16 protein-coding genes are annotated in these 16947 nt (G+C 60.4%); 8 read left to right on the plus strand and 8 right to left on the minus strand.

Going from position 1 to position 16947, the window contains the following annotated elements; all coding sequences use genetic code 11:
• Nucleotides 1-8 precede the first annotated feature (8 nt).
• Nucleotides 9-797 carry an NIPSNAP family protein gene (locus AB4Y89_RS08225; RefSeq protein ID WP_442300434.1) on the plus strand — a complete coding sequence of 263 codons (789 nt, stop codon included), beginning with the start codon at nucleotides 9-11 and terminating at the stop codon, nucleotides 795-797.
• 4 nt (nucleotides 798-801) lie between these two features.
• Here the strand turns inward: AB4Y89_RS08225 and AB4Y89_RS08230 are convergent, their stop codons facing one another.
• The 4 genes from AB4Y89_RS08230 to AB4Y89_RS08245 all read right to left on the minus strand — a co-directional run bounded on the left by AB4Y89_RS08230 (nucleotide 802) and on the right by AB4Y89_RS08245 (nucleotide 8453).
• Nucleotides 802-2472 (minus strand): trehalase family glycosidase, encoded by a 1671-nt coding sequence (locus AB4Y89_RS08230; protein ID WP_442300435.1) that lies wholly within the window; start codon nucleotides 2470-2472, stop codon nucleotides 802-804.
• Nucleotides 2473-2605: 133 nt separating this feature from the next.
• Complete coding sequence (locus tag AB4Y89_RS08235) at nucleotides 2606-4042, minus strand: efflux transporter outer membrane subunit (protein WP_442300436.1); 1437 nt, start codon at nucleotides 4040-4042, stop codon at nucleotides 2606-2608.
• The gene (locus tag AB4Y89_RS08240; RefSeq protein WP_442300437.1) at nucleotides 4039-5241 is read right to left on the minus strand and encodes an efflux RND transporter periplasmic adaptor subunit; all 1203 of its coding nucleotides are present in this window, start codon (nucleotides 5239-5241) and stop codon (nucleotides 4039-4041) included. Before AB4Y89_RS08240 ends, AB4Y89_RS08235 begins: the two co-directional genes overlap by 4 nt.
• 14 nt (nucleotides 5242-5255) lie before the next feature.
• Nucleotides 5256-8453: an efflux RND transporter permease subunit gene (locus AB4Y89_RS08245; protein ID WP_442300438.1), complete on the minus strand. Its 3198-nt coding sequence runs from the start codon at nucleotides 8451-8453 to the stop codon at nucleotides 5256-5258.
• Nucleotides 8454-8583: 130 nt separating this feature from the next.
• Here AB4Y89_RS08245 and AB4Y89_RS08250 point away from each other — a divergent pair, with 130 nt between their 5' ends.
• Complete coding sequence (locus AB4Y89_RS08250) at nucleotides 8584-9486, plus strand: LysR family transcriptional regulator (RefSeq protein WP_442300439.1); 903 nt, start codon at nucleotides 8584-8586, stop codon at nucleotides 9484-9486.
• A 118-nt stretch (nucleotides 9487-9604) separates the two neighbouring features.
• Here the strand turns inward: AB4Y89_RS08250 and AB4Y89_RS08255 are convergent, their stop codons facing one another.
• Entirely contained in the window at nucleotides 9605-10378 is a 774-nt protein-coding gene (locus AB4Y89_RS08255) for a CHAD domain-containing protein (protein ID WP_442300440.1), read from the minus strand.
• A gap of 145 nt (nucleotides 10379-10523) precedes the next feature.
• Nucleotides 10524-11234, minus strand: coding sequence for a methyltransferase domain-containing protein (locus tag AB4Y89_RS08260; protein WP_442300441.1), 711 nt, complete (start codon nucleotides 11232-11234; stop codon nucleotides 10524-10526).
• A 277-nt stretch (nucleotides 11235-11511) separates the two neighbouring features.
• On the opposite strand from AB4Y89_RS08260, the gene AB4Y89_RS08265 reads away from it, so the two are divergent.
• Nucleotides 11512-11829, plus strand: coding sequence for a GNAT family N-acetyltransferase (locus AB4Y89_RS08265; RefSeq protein ID WP_442300442.1), 318 nt, complete (start codon nucleotides 11512-11514; stop codon nucleotides 11827-11829).
• A 9-nt stretch (nucleotides 11830-11838) separates the two neighbouring features.
• Here AB4Y89_RS08265 and AB4Y89_RS08270 read toward each other — a convergent pair whose 3' ends face one another.
• Both AB4Y89_RS08270 and AB4Y89_RS08275 read right to left on the minus strand, forming a co-directional pair.
• Complete coding sequence (locus tag AB4Y89_RS08270) at nucleotides 11839-12231, minus strand: type II toxin-antitoxin system death-on-curing family toxin (protein ID WP_442300443.1); 393 nt, start codon at nucleotides 12229-12231, stop codon at nucleotides 11839-11841.
• A 2-nt stretch (nucleotides 12232-12233) separates the two neighbouring features.
• Nucleotides 12234-12461 (minus strand): AbrB/MazE/SpoVT family DNA-binding domain-containing protein, encoded by a 228-nt coding sequence (locus AB4Y89_RS08275; RefSeq protein ID WP_147650416.1) that lies wholly within the window; start codon nucleotides 12459-12461, stop codon nucleotides 12234-12236.
• An 83-nt stretch (nucleotides 12462-12544) separates the two neighbouring features.
• Here AB4Y89_RS08275 and AB4Y89_RS08280 point away from each other — a divergent pair, with 83 nt between their 5' ends.
• The 5 genes from AB4Y89_RS08280 to AB4Y89_RS08300 all read left to right on the plus strand — a co-directional run bounded on the left by AB4Y89_RS08280 (nucleotide 12545) and on the right by AB4Y89_RS08300 (nucleotide 16904).
• Nucleotides 12545-13324 (plus strand): SDR family NAD(P)-dependent oxidoreductase, encoded by a 780-nt coding sequence (locus tag AB4Y89_RS08280; protein ID WP_442300444.1) that lies wholly within the window; start codon nucleotides 12545-12547, stop codon nucleotides 13322-13324.
• A 19-nt stretch (nucleotides 13325-13343) separates the two neighbouring features.
• Nucleotides 13344-13823 carry a group II truncated hemoglobin gene (locus AB4Y89_RS08285; protein WP_442300445.1) on the plus strand — a complete coding sequence of 160 codons (480 nt, stop codon included), beginning with the start codon at nucleotides 13344-13346 and terminating at the stop codon, nucleotides 13821-13823.
• Between the two features lie 11 nt (nucleotides 13824-13834).
• Nucleotides 13835-14314, plus strand: a complete 480-nt coding sequence (locus AB4Y89_RS08290; protein ID WP_442300446.1) for a DUF488 domain-containing protein — start codon at nucleotides 13835-13837, stop codon at nucleotides 14312-14314.
• A gap of 244 nt (nucleotides 14315-14558) precedes the next feature.
• Complete coding sequence (gene ruvB / locus AB4Y89_RS08295) at nucleotides 14559-15611, plus strand: Holliday junction branch migration DNA helicase RuvB (protein ID WP_442300646.1); 1053 nt, start codon at nucleotides 14559-14561, stop codon at nucleotides 15609-15611.
• A 54-nt stretch (nucleotides 15612-15665) separates the two neighbouring features.
• Nucleotides 15666-16904, plus strand: a complete 1239-nt coding sequence (locus AB4Y89_RS08300) for a diguanylate cyclase (RefSeq protein WP_442300447.1) — start codon at nucleotides 15666-15668, stop codon at nucleotides 16902-16904.
• Nucleotides 16905-16947: the final 43 nt, after the last annotated feature.

Consider the following 16947-nt stretch of genomic DNA (forward strand, 5'->3'; position numbering starts at 1 on the left):
CCCTTCCCATGCAACGCCGCACGTTTTTGAAATCCGCACTTACCGCATCGGTTGCTTCGGCTGCATCAGCCGGCACAGCGCTTGCTCAGCCTTCCGGCGGACGCGAGTACTATCAACTGCGCAAGTACCATCTCAGCCGCGGCACCGGCTCTGCAATGACGGAGAAGTACTTCCGCGATGCCTTGATTCCCACACTGAATCGTATGGGCATGAAGACCATCGGCGCCTTTTCGGTGAACTACGGTCCGGAGACACCGACATACTACCTGCTGATCCCGAGCTCGGACCTCTTTACGCTGACCAATCTCGATCTTTTATTGGCCAAAGATGAGGCGTTCTTAAAAGCAGCCGAGCCCTTCTGGTCCTCGCCCGGAAAAGATGCCTCACCGTTTGTCGATGCGGAGAGCTCGCTGCTGGCTGCATTCGATGGCTGGCCGCACATCACGCCTCCGGATACGAAACAGAAGCGCATCTTCCATCTGCGCACGTATGTCAGTTCCACGCATGGCGATCACATCCGCAAGGTGGAGATGTTCCATCACGGTGAATTCAAGATCTTCCAGGAGTCCGGCTGCGGGCAGGTCTTCTACGGCGATCTTCTCATCGGCCGGCAACTGCCATCGCTGACCTACATGCTCACCTTCCCGGATCTAGCCGCGTTGGAAAAGGGATGGGCAGGCTTTTTGTCGCACCCGGAATGGAAGAAGCTTGCGGCCGATCCGCGATATGCGTTCGAGCCGATCGTGACCAATATCGACAGCCTGATTCTGAATCCGCTGCCGTTCTCGCAGGTGTAGGGAATTATTGTTGTGCGCCGCGCGCTGGAATGGTTGAGGCGCAATCGCTGGAACGGCCTGTGAAGAGCAGGCCGTTCATCTTTAGGTACACGGCATTGGTCCAGCCGAAGCCGATGACGTTGCTCTTGTAGCCCGCGGCAACTTCGACATCCTTCTGCGGATCGACGACGTTATATTTCTCGCGTAGCGTCCCGTCGCGCTCGTAGTTCTCGCGGATGGAATGCATGAAGCCGTGGGCAATGCGTCCCACGGCTGTGCCGTAGCCATAGCAGCTCATGCCGTCGACGGCGATCCAGTTAACCGGCGCCCAGCCGAAGGGAGCGTCCCACTGCATGCCGCTGGTGGTGTTGCTCATTGCCAGGCCGCCGTCATGCGAAAGCGTACGAAGCTGACGCATGGTGGATGCGGCTTGAGTACGTGTAGCGAGCCCGGCCCATAGAGGATAGGCTGCCGTGGCATAGAGGTAGGTCGAGCGGCGATGGTGTACGAAGTCATAGTCGGCAAAGGTGCCGGTCCGTACATCCCAGAGATAACGGTTCATCGCCGTCTTACGCGCTTCGGCGGCATCGGTCCATTGCTTTGCCTTGGCATCGTCGCCGAGCTTGGTATAAAGGCCGGCAACGTCGATCTCATAGCGATAGAGCAGCGCGTTCAGGCAAACAGGGGCATAGTTCTCGGTCGATCCACTGAAGGGACCGAAGCGGAAGCTGACGTCGAAGCCTGACTCGCGCATGGCGCGGTCGCTGCGATAGAAGGAGGGTGTCAGCCGCCAGCCCTGGTACTCCGTGTGAGCACAGACGGCGCTTGCTCCGGAGGCGCATGCCTGGCCATCGGCAGCCTGTGTCAGGTAGTTGGTCTTCACCTCGGGATGGGCCAGCAGCCACTTGATCACGTCGACGTAGTAGGTGCTGTCATCTTCCATCTCCGGCACGGGACCGCTGCCCAGGTCGAAGTAGCGTGCGAGTCCGGTGTCTCCGGCTTTGTGTGCATCGCTCATCCATAACGCATGGTCGCTTTCGAGGAAGGGCATCGCTTTTTCGAGCCATGCTTTTGCGGCATCGGGATCGCGGCGATTCATGGTGCGATAGACCTCGTCGACCATCCGAGCGAGGAAGGGAGGCTGGGAGCGAGTGAGGTAGTAGGTGCGGTTCGCGTTGAGGATGGCGCCGTAGTTCTCGATCTCGAAGAAGAAGTTCTCCACCATGCCGCGCGCCAGGGCCTCATGGCCTTCGCTCAGCAGGCCCAGCAAGATGAAGTAGCTGTCCCATCCGTACATCTCGTTGAAGCGGCCACCGGGCACGACGTAGCGGTGCGGCAGGTAGAGCAGCCCCGGTGTCTTCAGCTCCGACGGCATCAGGTCGCCTTCTTTGGCGATGGCGTGCGGTAGATGTTCGACACGGACATTGCACTTGCTGCGCAGTGCGGCAACGGCGGACGGGATGGCATATCCATGGGGAAGATAGACAACGGAGGCCCCAGCAAGCTTGGGGTCATGCACGGTGGCGCAGTCGGTAATTGATCGCGTCAGCGGCGCCCATCCATTGCGGATGTACTGCTCGACCGTAACGTCTACCTGCGCAGGAGGGGGAGTAGCGGTGGGAGTCTGCGTTGCCTCCTGCTGCTGCGCAACGGCGCACGGAAGACAAAGGAGCAGGAGCAAGGCATAAAAACGCATAGACGGTTCGATGATGATTTAGGGCGGCACGTTACCTGAAAAAGCATTCGCGCGGAGCGCGAACACCCAGGTCCCGAGGGACACCACCCCAGCGAAGTAACTTCGCTGGGGACCCCGGACCTGGGGCACCCGCTTACACCTTGGGAAGCTGCGAGACGTTCCATCCACCACCGACGGCTTTCACCAGCAGAACGCTGGCATCAAGACGGCGGCGTAGGATGTCGATCTCGTTGCGCTGGTTCTGCAGTGCGATCGTCTGCGAGGTGATGACCTGCAGGTAGGTATCCACACCGCCTTCATAGCGAGTCCGGAAGAGCCCCAGGGCCTCCTCTGCGGAAGAGGTCGCATCACGCTGCTGTTGCGCTTCGGTCTCAAGCTGCTTCAGTGCTACGAGATTGTCTTCCACCTGCTGGAAGGCATCGAGTGCTGACTGCCGATAGCTGGCGACGTGGGAGTCATACTGTGCAATCGCGATGTCGGTGCGCGCACGCCGGCGGCCGGCGTCGAAGACGGTCTGCGAGATCAGCGGGCTGACAGCCCAGATGCGGCTGGGCCAGGTGAACCAGTTGAGCATGGAGCTGCCCTGGAAACCGGCAGCGGCGGCGAGGTTCAGCCGCGGATAGAAGGCCGATTTGGCGATGCCAATCTGTTCGTTGGCAGCGGCCATCAGGCGCTCTTCTGTGGCAATATCCGGGCGGCGCTCCAGGAGCTCTGACGGCAGTACAGCCGGGATTCCAGGCAGTGCCGGTGTCTGTTCGGTAAGAGGATTGGCAACCAGCGTGAGCTGCGCAGGCGGCTTACCGGTCAATACTGCGATAGCGTGTTCGAACTGCGCGCGGGCGATCGTTACTTCGGTCGACTGCACCAGCGCCTGCTGTAACTGTGTCCGTGCCTGCGCGACGTCAGACTGCGGAGCGACGCCGCCGTCGGCACGATCGATGGTCAACTGCAGGGCATCGCTGTAGGCGGCGACCGTCTCATCCAGCAACTTTTTCTGGGCATCGGCGCTGCGCAGGTTGAAGTAGTCGATCGCCAGCTCGGCATGCAGACTCAGGCGGGCGGTTTCAAGGTCGGCGGCGAAGGCCTGCGTGGTCTCCTGCGCAGCGGTGATGCTGCGGCGGATGCGGCCCCACAGGTCGACCTCGTAGTTCAGATCGAGAGGCAGAATGAAGTTGCCCTGTCCGTTGTCCGGGGTCAGGTTACCGCGATAGGGAGCGTTGGGCGTAACCCGGGTTGCACCCAGCGTGGGATCGACACTCAGCGTCGGTGACATGTCGGCGCGGTTGAGCTTGATCACTGCACGCGACGCGCGGAAGTTGGCCTCAGCCTGTTTCAGCGTCTGATTGGCAGGGTCGATCTGTTCTTCCAGGGCATTCAACTGCGGATCGCCATACATCTCCCACCACTTGCCGTGGGCCATGGCGTCGTTGGGGGTAGCGGTCTTCCAGGTGTCGCCTTCCTTGAAGGTCGGCGCCGTCGGGACGTCGGGCTTTACGTAATTTGGGCCGACACGGCAGCCGGCAAGCGATACGGCAACGACGGCAAGGGTAAGCAGATTCTTCGTACTCACTTCTGCGCTCCCTTCGTCTGGGCGACCTTTACCTCCATGCCGTTCTCGAGAGAATCCGAGGGGTCCAGGATCACGGCATCATCGCCATTCAGGCCGCTGGTGATTTCCACGGTAGATCCGAAGTCGCGGCCAATGCGGATGGGAACCAGTTGGACGTGATTGTCACGCACGATACCGACACGCAGGCCCTCCGAGCGGAAGAGCAGCGCATTCGAGGGCAGAGTCACCGCGTGTGCTTTGCCTACAAGACGGAAGTGAGCGAAGACGTAGGCTCCCGGCATCAGCTTACCTTGCGGGTTATCGACGTCCACCTCGACGTTCAGGGTGCGAGAGCTCTGGTCGATGGCGTTGGAGTTGCGGACAACTGTGCCGGTGAACTTCTGGTCGGGCGTGGCGTCCTGTGTCAGTTCGACCTTCATGCCGTCCTGAATCTCGCTGGAGTAGATCTCCGGGACAGCGACATAGACACGCAGCTTACCCACGGCGGCGAGGTGGAAGAGCTCCTGTGCGCTTCCGGTAGCTCCCGAGCCGCCGCCGGCCGCGGTGATCAGGGCGCCGACATCGGTATTACGTGCGGTGATGGTGCCGTCGAAGGGAGCGGTAACGCGCTCAAAGCTCTGCAACTGCTGCAGGCGGCGGACATTCGCCTCTGACGCCGCCATCAACGACCGGCGGGCTTCCAGGGTCGACTGCGCCTGATCGGCCTCCTGCTTGGAGACGGCGCGCTTTGAGACCAGCGCCTGCCAGCGGTCGTTGGTGGTTTTGGCCAGGTCCAGGTTGGCCTGGGCCTGCTTCAAATCGGCCTCGGCGGCCTGGAGCTGCTGGTCCAGTTCCGGCGTCTCAATCTGCGCGAGCAACTGTCCCTGCTTCACGTGCTGACCGATATCGGCGTACCACTTGCGCAGATATCCGCCGGTGCGAGCGTAGATGGGCGTATCGGTATAGGCCTGTGCATTGCCGGGCAGGATCAGTTCCTGACCGTCTTTACCGCCGGCTCCGCTGGCGTGCACGACATGTACGGTCTGGATGGCGGAGATGCGGGTCTCTTCTTTCAGCTCGCTTTCGGCATGAACGCGATCATGGATGCCCCAGGCGACAGCGGCCACTAGAGCAACAGCGGCCATGCCCACGGCAATATACATGGGCTTGCGATTGGTCGTCGTTTGTGTGGTTACAGTCTGCTGTGTTGTCTCGCTCATAAGCTCTTTCTCCGTTACGCCGGCAGCGCTTCCGCGCTCTCAGTTACAGGAACGTTCGTCGGCTTCGGCTTGCGTCCGTGGATCAGCGCGAAGACGGTGGGAACAAAGACCAGGGTGGCGACGGTGGCGCACATCAGGCCGCCGATCACGGCGCGGCCGAGAGGCGCATTCTGCTCGCCGCCATCTCCCAGTCCAAGCGCCATGGGCACCATGCCGATGATCATGGCCAGTGCGGTCATCATGACGGGACGGAAACGGGTGAAGCCTGCCTCTACGGCGGCGCGTATGGCATCGCCGTGATCTTCATAGCGCAGCTTGGCAAAGCTGACGACAAGAATACTGTTCGCGGTGGCCACGCCCATGCACATGATGGCGCCCATCAGCGCGGGAACGCTGAGGCGCGTCGCGGTGATGAAGAGGAACAAAACAATGCCGGCCAGGGCCGCGGGCAACGCTGTGATGATGATGAACGGATCGACCCAGCTCTGGAAGTTCACCACGATGAGCAGGTAGACCAGAACGATGGAGAAGGCCAAGCCTCCCAGAAGACCGATGTAGCTGGTCTTCATCGTCTCTACCTGGCCGCGCAGTGTGACGTAGGTGCCACGCGGCAGTGTCTTGCGGTGGTGGTCGAGGATGCGGTCGATGTCGCGGCTTATAGCGCCGAGGTCGCGGCCCTGCACCGAGCCGTAGATGTCGATTACACGGCGGATGTTGTAGTGGCTCATGGTTCCCATCTCGGTGCCGCGCTCGATGGTGGCCACGTTGTTCAAGGTCTCCTGCTGACGTCCGGCCGCGTTGCCAAGCGAGCCGCGGTTCAGCGGGATATTCTGCATCGCCGCCAGCGTGTCCATGTTGTACTGCGGCGTCTGGGCGACCAGCGGGTATTGGTTGCCGGTCTTCCAGTTGAGAAAGAACTGAGGATTCACCTGGAAGCTGCCGCTCAGCGTATTACGCAGGCTGGTGGCGACATCGGTGGAGGTATAGCCGCCCTGCAGCGCCTTGGTGCGATCGACGTTCACCTTCAGCGTGGGGTAGTCGAAGGGTTGCTGAATGCGCAGATCCGTCAGCCCTGGTACGTCTTTGCGCAGCTCCTCCATCAACTGCGAGGCAAGTTCGTGGCTCTGCTTCACATCGCTGCCTTCGAACTGGATATCGATCGGTGCGGGCAGACCGAAGTTCAGAATCTGCGTCGTGATATCGGCGGGCAGGAAGTAGAAGGTCGTGCCCGGGAAGAGCTTCGGCAGATCGCGGCGAAGGTGCGCAATGTATCGATCGGTCGAGTGGTGATCTTCCTTCAGTGAGACCATCACGTCGCCATCGTAGGGGCCGATGGCGCCGTTGGTCAGGTGCTGCGTATTGATCTGACTGTACGGCAGGCCAATGTTGTCGAGGATATTGCCGACCTCGTTGGGGGGAATCTCCTGGCGGATATGGTCTTCCACCTGGTCGGTCAAACGCGCCATATCCTCGATGCGGGTTCCAGTGGCGGCGCGTACATGCAGGATGAACTGGCCGCTATCAGTCGAGGGGAAGAAGTCCTGGCCGAGGAAGGGGATCAGCAGGAACATCAGCAGACACACGCCCAGGAAGCTGGGGATGAAGATCTTGCGGTGTGCAACGAAGGTTTCGAGCAGGCCATGATAGGCGGTGCGGATGCGCTCGAAGATATGTTCGAAGGCGCGCTGAAACAAAACCAGAGGATTGCGCGTCGCGGCCGGTCCGTGATGGCTCTTGGCCTTCAGCAGATACATGGCCAGCGTGGGCACAAGCGTTCTCGACAGAACATAGGAGGCCAGCATGGCGAAGACCACGGCTTCCGCCAGCGGAACGAAGAGGTACCGCGAGACGCCGCTGAGGAAGAACATCGGCAGAAACACGATGCAGATGCAGAGGGTAGAGACCAGCGCCGGAACGCTGATCTGCGCGGCGCCCTCAAGGATAGACTCGTGCAGTCCCTGTCCCTCTTCGAGGAAGCGCTCGATGTTCTCGATGGTGACGGTGGCGTCGTCAACCAGGATGCCGACGGCCAGTGCCAGACCACCAAGGGTCATGGTGTTGATGGTCTCGCCCAGAAGGCCAAGGACAATGACGCTGGTCAGAATCGAGAGCGGGATGGAGACGGCGATGATCAGAGTCGATCGCCAGCTTCCGAGGAAGAGCAGGATCATCAGACCGGTGAGAGCAGCGGCGATTACGGCCTCACGGATTACACCCTGAACAGCGCCGCGTACGAAGATCGACTGATCGCTCAGCGGCGTGATCTTCAATTCCGGTGGAACCAGAGTCTGCACACGGGGCAGCAGCTTCTTGGTGCCGCTCACAACATCGAGCGTGGAGGCATCGCCGCTCTTCAGGACGCTGATGAGAACACCGCGGTGGCCGTCCTGACGCACAACGTTGCTCTGCACCTGGAAGCCGTCGCTGACCGTGGCGATATCGCGCAGGTAGATGGTGGTGCCATTGACCTGCTTGATGGGCAGGGCTGCAATCTCTTCTATCGAGCGCGGCGCTCCGTTAGGAATAACGTCGTACTCCTTGGTGCCGATCTTGATGGTCCCGGCAGGCGTGACAACGTTCTGCTGCGCGAGAGCCGCGAGCATCTCGCCGGGAGCAATGCCTTTGGACTGCATCGCCGCCTGATCCATGGCGATGTTGATCTGGCGCTGCTTTCCGCCGAAGGGCAAAGGAACCACGGCGCCCGGCGTGGTGACCAGCTGGGTACGGATGACATTGGTGGAGTTATCGTTGAGGACCTGTTCGCTCAGGCCCTCGCCGCTGATGCCGAGCTGCAGAATCGGTACGCTCGATGCCGAAAAGTTGATGACCTGTGGCGGCAGGATGCCGGCCGGAAGCTGGCGCAACAGGTACTGCGAGCCTGCGGTCACCTGCGCATTGGCTGTGTCGAGGCTGGCGCCCGGCTGCAAGAAGATCTTGACCACCGCTCCGCCGTTATAGCTGGTGGACTCGACGTGCTGAATGTTGTCGACCAGAGTAGTCAACGCCTTTTCATAGGGCGTTGTGAGACGGCCTTCGATCTCTTCAGGATTCAGACCGGTATAGGTCCAGGCGACCGAGATTACAGGAATATTGATATTCGGGAAGATGTCCGTCGGCGTGCGCAGGATCATCACCGGGCTGAGCAGCAGAACCAGCAGCGCCAGCACAATGAAGGTGTAAGGACGATTCAGAGCAAGCTTGACGATCCACATCGGCGTCTTCCTTCAAGGAGAGTGTCGAGCCGATCACGCGGCAAGAAAACGGCTTACTAATAATGATTGGTCTTCACCCTTAAGAGTCGCACGTTTTGTTCCGAAGGGCTTGATCGGAAAAACCGATAAGATGACTGGTATGGAACTGCGTCATCTGCGCTACTTCGTAGCTGTCGCGGATTATGGCGGTTTTTCCCGCGCCGCCCGCCGTCTGTATGTCTCGCAGTCGGCGCTCAGCGAACAGATTGCCGACCTTGAGTCGGAGCTCGGTGTACAACTATTTGACCGTTCGCGGCTGCGGACGGTACTCACCGCTCCCGGAGAATTATTTCTGAAGGAGGCGCGCAAGCTGCTCTCCGGCGCCGATGCCGCCATCAAGGTGGCGCGCCTGTCAGCCTCGGGTGATCTGGGTGAGATCCGCATCGGGTTCTTTACCGGCGGGGTGGGGCCGAACTTTCCGCGGCTGATCCAGCGCTTCCGGCAGTCACACCCCCGGGTGCATATTGCGCTGCATGAGATGATTCCGGCGCTGCAGTGGAAGGCATTGGCCGAAGGCACGATTGACATTGCGTTTACCCGCCGCCTGGAGGTTCCCTATTCCAACTTCCTGAAGTCCGAGGTACTGCGCAAGGACCTTCTCTATGCGGTGCTGCCGAAGAATCATCCCCTGGCGCGGGGTGTTGTCGATATCCGCGCGCTCTCGCATGAGCGTTTCGTGATGTGCGTGCGTGAAACCTCGCCATCGCTCTTCGACAAGATGATCGAGCTCTGCTCCGAGGCGGGCTTTTCGCCTGAGATTGTGAACACGGCCAATGTGTGGAGCTCCATCGTGCTGCTGGTACAGGCAGGCGAGGGGATTGCGATTCTGGCGGCAAATACGCTGCAGGAACTGCCTAAGACCGGACTTGTCTTCTGTCCGCTGAAGCAGAAGAACGCGTCAATCGATCTGGTCATGGCCTGGTCGCCGGATCGTGAATCGACGGTGCTGCGTCATCTGCAGCAGCTCATCCGCGAAGCGGGCGGAAAAGTCTAGTTGCTGGTTGCTAGTTGATCAGCAAATTCGATAACCCTATTGGGTGCCAAGCCTCGCAACGCGAGGGTGAGTAAGGAACACCTCAAAATTTCAACTGAAAGCAGATGTGGGCTTGTACTTAAGCGGCGTTCAATAGGCGAACGAAGCCGTTGTGATGGGTCTTTGCGCGCTCACTTGTCAGCTTTGTCAGAGGATCTTTCTTGCCGAGTTTCTTCTTTGCCTCTTGCGCCAGAAGCAGCGCATCGTGCCAGTGCCCGCCGCTCTGCTGCAGACGGTTGTAGCGCGCGGCGACGGTGGTAGCCTGCTTGGCCGGAAGGCCGGTTTCGGCGATGTAGCGCRCGACCTTGGCCATTTTGCGAATGGTGTGCAGATCGTCTTCGCGAACGGCTTTTATGCCACGTGTGCGCCGGTCATACCAGGCATCGGCCAGGGGCAGAAGTTGCCTGAGCGGCAGCGCCAGCTCTTCAGCCGGTTTAAGCGCGGTGAAGAGCTCTTCGATTGCTTTCGCAACCTTGGGAATGTGTTGCTCCAGATCCTGCTTCAGATCGTCAGCCCGCTTCTGACGGCGGTCTTCAAGCGCCTTGAGCAGCTTCTGTCGATGATTGTGCTGCGGTAACCGCAACCCCCGTAGCATCTGTTGCAGGACGTCCAGATCGCGCACCTGTCCAGCCAGTTTTCGGATAGATTTCACCGCGCGCCGGAATGCGGCGGCCTTCGTGCGGTAGGAGGGTAGATCTCTTAACTGCATCAGCAGCTCGAGCTGTGCCTCAATGCGCCGTGTGGAGGTGCGGAGCTGGTGTACGGCCTTCTTTCCTGGGTGCGCCACGCACACGGTCAGTGCAGCTTCCAGGGTGGTGGCCTGCTCTCGGAGTGCCTGGATCGGTCGTGCCATCTCCGGTTAGATGAGGGGAACGGGCAGGATGGCTAGAGCATTTTCCCTGTAGTTGTGGAGTAGGCTTCCGCATCTATGGGCGTTTTCCACAATGAAAACGCCGCTGTACCTCTCTTCCGGGATACCCAGCAACAGGGAAAATGCTCTACTCGTTTATTTGCCATCTCCAGATGCTGCAGCGCTCATAACCCTCTACGGCGTAGAGCCCATGTGCGTCGCGGCGGATGGTGGCGCGGTCGGCCTCGTCATCCTCGTCGGAGAGGTGCAGGTCGCCAGTCCACAGCTCGCGCAGGCCGCCATGTTTCAGCAGCACGGCGCGCTGCTCGTCATTGACGTAGAGAATGTCGAGCGCCGTGGGAGCGGTGGCCTGGCGGGCGTCCAGCCGTTTGAGGAGGCGGCGGAGCACCGTGGCGCTGAAGGGATTGAAGAGGTAGAGCAGCAATGGTCCGGCCGGCAGCGGCAGGGTCATGATGTCGCCTTCCACGATGCTGACAGGGGAGACGGCGTAGGGCGTAAAGCGGGCGATGTTCTCCTGTGCGATTCCTGCCAGCAGGGGGTTCAGTTCGACGCCGGTCACGCTGCGGAAGTGCATGCGCGCGGCCAGAAAAGAGGAGCGGCCTTTTCCGGCGCCGACGTCGACAAAGGCGTAGTCGCTGGGCGGCACTGGAGTCCAGGTGTTCTGCCAGCGCTCCATCAGTTGCGCAAAGAGCGAAGGCGCAGTGCCGTGGTAGGCGGTGTTGTGGCGGTCGTGCATGTGGCCGGTCTTGAGCCTCGTGCCGGGGATAAGACCGCCGGTCTCGGTGCCGTACTTTGCGTCGAAGGGATGAACGACCGGAGCTGTCTGCTTACGTGCCACGTATATCAAGGGTGCAGGCGAAGGCTGCTCGGGTGCAAGCGAAGTCTGAATCGGGTGCAAGCGGAGCCCAATCGGATGCAAGATGAAGAGATGGCGACAGAGATACGGGTGCGTCCGGCAGGGACGGCGGACGCGCAGGCAATCGCAGAGATTTACGGTCATTATGTCCGCTCCAGCACAGCAACTTTTGAGTTGGAGCCCCCCACGGTGGAGGAGATCCTCCTGCGGATGAACGCGATCGCGGAGAAGGGCCTGCCCTGGCTGGTGGCGGAGCGGGATGAGCGTGCTGGGCTATGCCTACGCTGGACCGTACCGTCCGCGGGCGGCGTACCGATTCACCCTGGAGAACTCGGTTTATATCCACCATGAGGCTGCAGGACAGGGAATCGGTCGTTTGTTGATGGAGCAGTTGCTGGAGCACTGCACACAGTGGGGCGCCCGGCAGATGGTGGCGGTAATTGGCGGAGGCGACGAAAATGCCGCCTCCGCGCGGCTGCATGAGAAGCTCGGCTTTGTTCGCGCCGGTGTGTTGCAGGGTGTCGGCTGGAAGTTCGACCGCGCGCTGGATAGCCTGCTGATGCAGCGTGCGTTGTGAGAGCAGGAGCTATTTCACCGGAGTCGCACGCTGTTTCAGCCAATCAGTGAACTCGCCTTGACTGATCTGTCCGGCGGCGATCCAGATATACATCAGGTACTTTTCTTCCTTCTCTGAGGCGACGCGGTAGCCATTCAGGAACAGAAAACCTTCGCACGCCAGCAGGGCGGTGCGTTTGTTGCCGTCCACGAACGGATGGTTACGGGCAATGCCAAAGGCATAATCCGCCGCAAGATCGAATAAGGTCGCCTGATCGTCATACGCGAAGGTATTCAGCGGCCGCGCCAGTGCCGATTCCAGCAGACCTTCATCGCGAACTCCAGAAGCACCACCATCGATGGAGAGTTCACGCGCATGAATCTGCAGGACTGCCGGTTTCTTAATCCAAAGAGGTTCCTGCATCACTACTCGGCCAGACGGCGAAGAACATCACGGTTCTCGCGCATCACCGTTTCCATCGCCTCGATCTGCCTTGCGAACTCTTCATCGTACGGCGTGAGCTGGATCCCGTCGGCGGTCTCCGTGAGATACAGAACGTCGCCCTTTTCGACATGCAGACGAGCCAGAGTCTCCTTCGGCAGGATGATTCCCGCCGAATTGCCGATTGCGGTGATCTTGATGGTGGTAGCCATGGATTTTAGTATAACAAAAGTTATAACTTTGGCTGCCTGCGTCGATCCAGCGGCTTACGGCATCGGATGCTGTGGAGGAATTCATGGATCTCAAGCTCAAAGGCAAGCACGCGCTCGTCACCGGAGGCAGCGCCGGCATTGGTCTGGCAATCGTAAAGGGGCTGATCGCCGAAGGGGTGCGGGTTACCGTTCCTAGCCGCGACGAGAAAAAGCTGAAGGCGGCGCTCGGTGAGCTGGGGGCTGCGGTGACGACGCTTGTTGCGGATGCAGGTACGGCTGAGGGAGCCGAGGCCATCATCAAGGCGGTTCCATCGACCGACATCCTGGTGAACAATCTCGGGATCTATGAGCCGAAGAAGTTTGAAGACATCACAGATGCCGAATGGTTCCGGCTCTTCGAGGTGAATGTGATGAGCGGCGTTCGTTTGGCGCGGCACTACTTCCCGCAGATGCTCCAGAAGAACGAGGGCCGCATTCTCTTCATCTCCAGCGAGAGCGGCATCATGACTCCGGGTGAGATGGTGCACTACGGCATGACCAAGTCGGCACAGCTCGCCATCAGCCGCGGCATGGCTGAGGCCACGCGGGGAACCAATGTGACGGTCAACACGGTGATGCCGGGGCCGACACGGAGCGAGGGCATTGTGGAGTTCCTGCAGAAGATGGCCTCGAAGCCCAACGCCACACCCGAAGAGGCGGAGAAGGAGTTCTTCGAGAAGCATCGCCAGAGCTCGCTGCTGCAACGTCTGATTGACGACACCGAGGTGGCCAACCTGGTGGTTTACCTGGCCAGCCCGCTGAGTGCGGCAACGACGGGTGCAGCGGTACGCGCCGAGGGTGGCCTGCTGCGCTCCATTTACTGAGGCAGAGTATCCTGCTGGCATGAGCGAGCAGAAAACAGTTCCTACGCTCTATGAGTGGGCCGGTGGTTCGCCGGCCCTTGAGCGTCTCTTCGTGCGCTTTTACGAGCGCGTGCCGCAGGAGCCGTTGCTGCGCGATGTCTTTGCGCAGATGGATCCGCATCACGCACAGCACGTTGCGGCTTTTGTCGGTGAGGTGCTTGGCGGACCGAAGGTTTACAGCGAAGAGCACGGCGGGCACGCGCATATGATTCGGAAACACATGGGCCGCAACCTTACGGACGAGCAGCGCCGCCGCTGGATGAGCTTGTTGCTCGAGACCGCGGACGAAGTGGGTCTGCCGGACGATCCTGAGTTTCGTTCGGCCTTTGTCGGTTACCTGGAGTGGGGTTCGCGTCTGGCGGTGATCAACTCAAAGCTCGATCCGGCAGCGACTGAAGATACGACTGCACCGATGCCGCAGTGGGGTTGGGGTGCAGTGGGTGGGCCGTACCAGGGTTAGTAGCAAACGCATTGACACGCATTCACACCATCGGTCACTCGCGTCATCCAATGGCTGTCTTTATCGAGCTACTGCGGCAGCACAGCATTGAGACGCTTGCTGATATCCGCTCCATCCCCGCATCCCGGCGTATGCCGTGGTTCTCGCGGGAGCCGCTGGCTGCGGCGCTAATGGAAGCAGGCATTCGCTATGTCTGGATGGGCGACCGGCTCGGCGGGAAACCGCGTGACCCGGCGCTGCACGGTTCCGATGGTGGGGTGGACTACGCGGCAGTCCGCGCCACACCGCGCTTCCAGACCGGGATGGAGCTTCTGGAGAAGACAGCCGGCGCAAGCAACACCGCCATCATGTGCGCCGAGGAGGATCCCATGCACTGCCACCGCTGGCTAATGCTTGGTCCTGCGATGGCTGAACGGCATATGGAAGTCCTGCACATCCGCGGTGATGGACGGGTAGAGAGCACGGTTCCCGTGCAAAACCGGCTCTTTTGAGAAGTCACGTGTGTTGACAAGTTTGCTTAGCCCCATGCACTGGGTGGGATATTTGCGAATCAGCCGTTCAGCGCGAGATGACAGACAAAAGACGGGTTCGAGCGGGCGCTCGAATCTCCCACCCATCGCGTTGCGATGGATGGGGCACCCAGTGCATGGGGCTGCGAGGTTTGCGGTCGGCAGACTTTCGCCGTACCATCGCCTTTAGCAGGCTTCTTGCGTGGACTTTTCGAAACCGAGCTTCATAAACAAAAAGATCGATCTGAACCGCCGTGCCCAAGATGAGGCGGAGCGGCTGGTCTCTGCCGGGGCGACGGATGAGGACTCCGCCTTCGAGCTGAAGCTTCGTCCCAAAAAGCTCAGCGAGTTTATCGGGCAGTCGAAAGCCAAGGAGCAGCTTGCCATCGCGCTGGAGGCGGCGAAGTCGCGTGGCGAGGCACTGGACCACGTTCTGCTCTTCGGGCCTCCGGGATTGGGTAAGACGACGCTGGCGACCATCATTGCCAATGAGCTGGAGGTCGGCTTTCAGCAGACCAGCGGTCCTGCGCTTCAGATCGCCGGAGACCTGACGGCGATCCTGACCAATCTGCGCGAGAAACAGGTGCTCTTTCTGGATGAGATTCACCGGCTGCAGCCGGTGCTGGAAGAGAAGCTTTACACGGCGCTTGAGGACTACAAGCTCGACATCATGATCGGCCAGGGACCTGCGGCGCGGACGCATGTCATGGAGCTGCGGCCGTTTACCTTCGTCGCTGCCACCACCCGGCCGGGGTTGCTTAGCTCGCCGTTGCGGTCACGTTTCGGCATCCTGTTGCGGCTGGAGTTCTACACCGACGACGAGTTGCGCTTCATCGTGCAGCGCTCCGCCGAGGTACTTGGCATTGCCTGCGACGAGGACGGAGCGGCTGAGATCGCGATGCGCTGCCGGGGAACACCGCGTATCGCCAATCGCCTGTTGCGTCGGGTACGTGACTATGCGCAGGTCCGCGGCAACGGGGTCATCGACCGGCCAACCGCCACCAAGGCGCTGGAGATGCTTGAGGTCGACTCCCACGGCTTCGACGAGCTCGACCGCCGCCTGCTGCGCACCATCATCGAAAAGTACGATGGCGGACCGGTAGGGCTGAATACGCTGGCCGCGGCGCTGGCCGAGGAAGAAGATGCATTGGAGGAGGTGTACGAGCCCTTTCTGATTCAGATCGGTTTCCTGAACCGCACCCCGCGAGGCCGCGTGGCGACGCGGCTGGCATACGACCATCTGGGGATTCCCATGCCGGGAAAACTCTCTCTTTTCTAACGGGAAAGTGTCGTAAGGTAGAGGGACCACTCCGTTAGTCTTTTTGAAACGCCGTTGAGTTTTGCCGCTATGCTGCTCAACTACCAGACTCTTTTCATCTGCGATGTGGCCACGGGTGTCGTCTATGCGGGCGCCATGGTTCTGCTTGCGTTGCATCATCCGCAGTTGCGAGCGCACCGTTGGTTTATGGCGGCGGCGCTGATCGGTCTGTTGCGGAATGCGCTTCTGGGAACGCTTGGCGTGCTTCCCCTTGTGCTCAGCATTCTGCTGCCTTCGCTGTGCAATATCATCAGCTTCTTCTGTATCTACATGGGGTTTCGCTGGGCGATTGTGCGTCGACCGCTGCAAAGCAGGCTTTGGCCGACCGTGCTGGCCGCGGAACTGCTGACCTTTTCGACCCTGTTTCTCTCCGGCTTCTCGCACACCTTTGCCTTCAGCATTACTCCTATCTTCGCGCTATGCATCCTCTCCATTCAGGTGCTGCGGCGCAATCAGGATCCTGAGATGCGGACGGTGGTGCGAGCAGGCATTACGGTTCTGGTTGCTCATCTCACTCTGATTGCCATCCGCACGCCGATGGTGCTCTTCCGGTACGACGTCAACACCAGCGGTCATTTCCGCCCGGCGCGGCAGGATCCCTTCTGGCTCGCCACGTTGGCCTGCATGATGTTTGTCTCAGCGTGCTTCTTCGTGGTCTATCTCTGGTTCTTCGAGCGGGAGATGAACCGCGCGCTTCGCCTGCAGGTGCGGACGGATGCCCGCACCGGTGTGTTGAATGTCCGTGCCATGGAAGATGAAGCCGAGCGCGAGGTGCTGCGCGCCGCCCGCAAGCGCACAGCATTGAGCGTGCTGGCGATTGATATCGACTTCTTCAAGCAGGTCAACGACACCCACGGACACGCCGCCGGTGATATCGCGCTGAAGAAGGTTGCTGAGCAGATGCTGTTGCAGATCCGCGGTGGCGATGTGCTGGCGCGTACCGGTGGCGAGGAGTTTACGATCCTGCTGCCGGAAACCGGCCTCACCGCAGCACAGGAGATCGCGGAGCGACTCCGCGCCAGCATTGCCACGCTCGATATCGTCACCGAGGCGGCGGTCGTGCACCTGACAATCAGCGTCGGCATCACAATACACCTGGGCAATGGCGATGCCTGGCCCCTGATGCACCGCCGCGCTGATGTGGCGTTGTACCGTGCGAAACGCGCCGGTCGGAACTGCGTCGCCGTCTGCATGGAAAAGAACTGGGCTCCCACGCCGCTGCCCGGTGTTGTAGAGATTCGCGCAGAGCGGTAAGTTTCCGACTAGAGCATTTTCCCTGTAGGTGTCGTGTAGGGCT

It is taken from the genome of Terriglobus sp. 2YAB30_2, from assembly GCF_052114765.1.
GTDB lineage: Bacteria > Acidobacteriota > Terriglobia > Terriglobales > Acidobacteriaceae > Terriglobus.

Excerpts from the sequence above, each read along its gene's own strand:
- AB4Y89_RS08285 (WP_442300445.1), top strand. The coding sequence starts at position 13,344 with ATGAGCGAGCAGAAAACAGTTCCTACGCTCTATGAGTGGGCCGGTGGT.
- AB4Y89_RS08250 (WP_442300439.1), top strand. The coding sequence starts at position 8,584 with ATGACTGGTATGGAACTGCGTCATCTGCGCTACTTCGTAGCTGTCGCG.
- AB4Y89_RS08265 (WP_442300442.1), top strand. The coding sequence starts at position 11,512 with ATGAGCGTGCTGGGCTATGCCTACGCTGGACCGTACCGTCCGCGGGCG.
- AB4Y89_RS08270 (WP_442300443.1), bottom strand. The coding sequence starts at position 12,231 with ATGCAGGAACCTCTTTGGATTAAGAAACCGGCAGTCCTGCAGATTCAT.
- AB4Y89_RS08230 (WP_442300435.1), bottom strand. The coding sequence starts at position 2,472 with ATGCGTTTTTATGCCTTGCTCCTGCTCCTTTGTCTTCCGTGCGCCGTT.
- AB4Y89_RS08280 (WP_442300444.1), top strand. The coding sequence starts at position 12,545 with ATGGATCTCAAGCTCAAAGGCAAGCACGCGCTCGTCACCGGAGGCAGC.
- AB4Y89_RS08225 (WP_442300434.1), top strand. The coding sequence starts at position 9 with ATGCAACGCCGCACGTTTTTGAAATCCGCACTTACCGCATCGGTTGCT.
- AB4Y89_RS08245 (WP_442300438.1), bottom strand. The coding sequence starts at position 8,453 with ATGTGGATCGTCAAGCTTGCTCTGAATCGTCCTTACACCTTCATTGTG.
- AB4Y89_RS08240 (WP_442300437.1), bottom strand. The coding sequence starts at position 5,241 with ATGAGCGAGACAACACAGCAGACTGTAACCACACAAACGACGACCAAT.
- AB4Y89_RS08275 (WP_147650416.1), bottom strand. The coding sequence starts at position 12,461 with ATGGCTACCACCATCAAGATCACCGCAATCGGCAATTCGGCGGGAATC.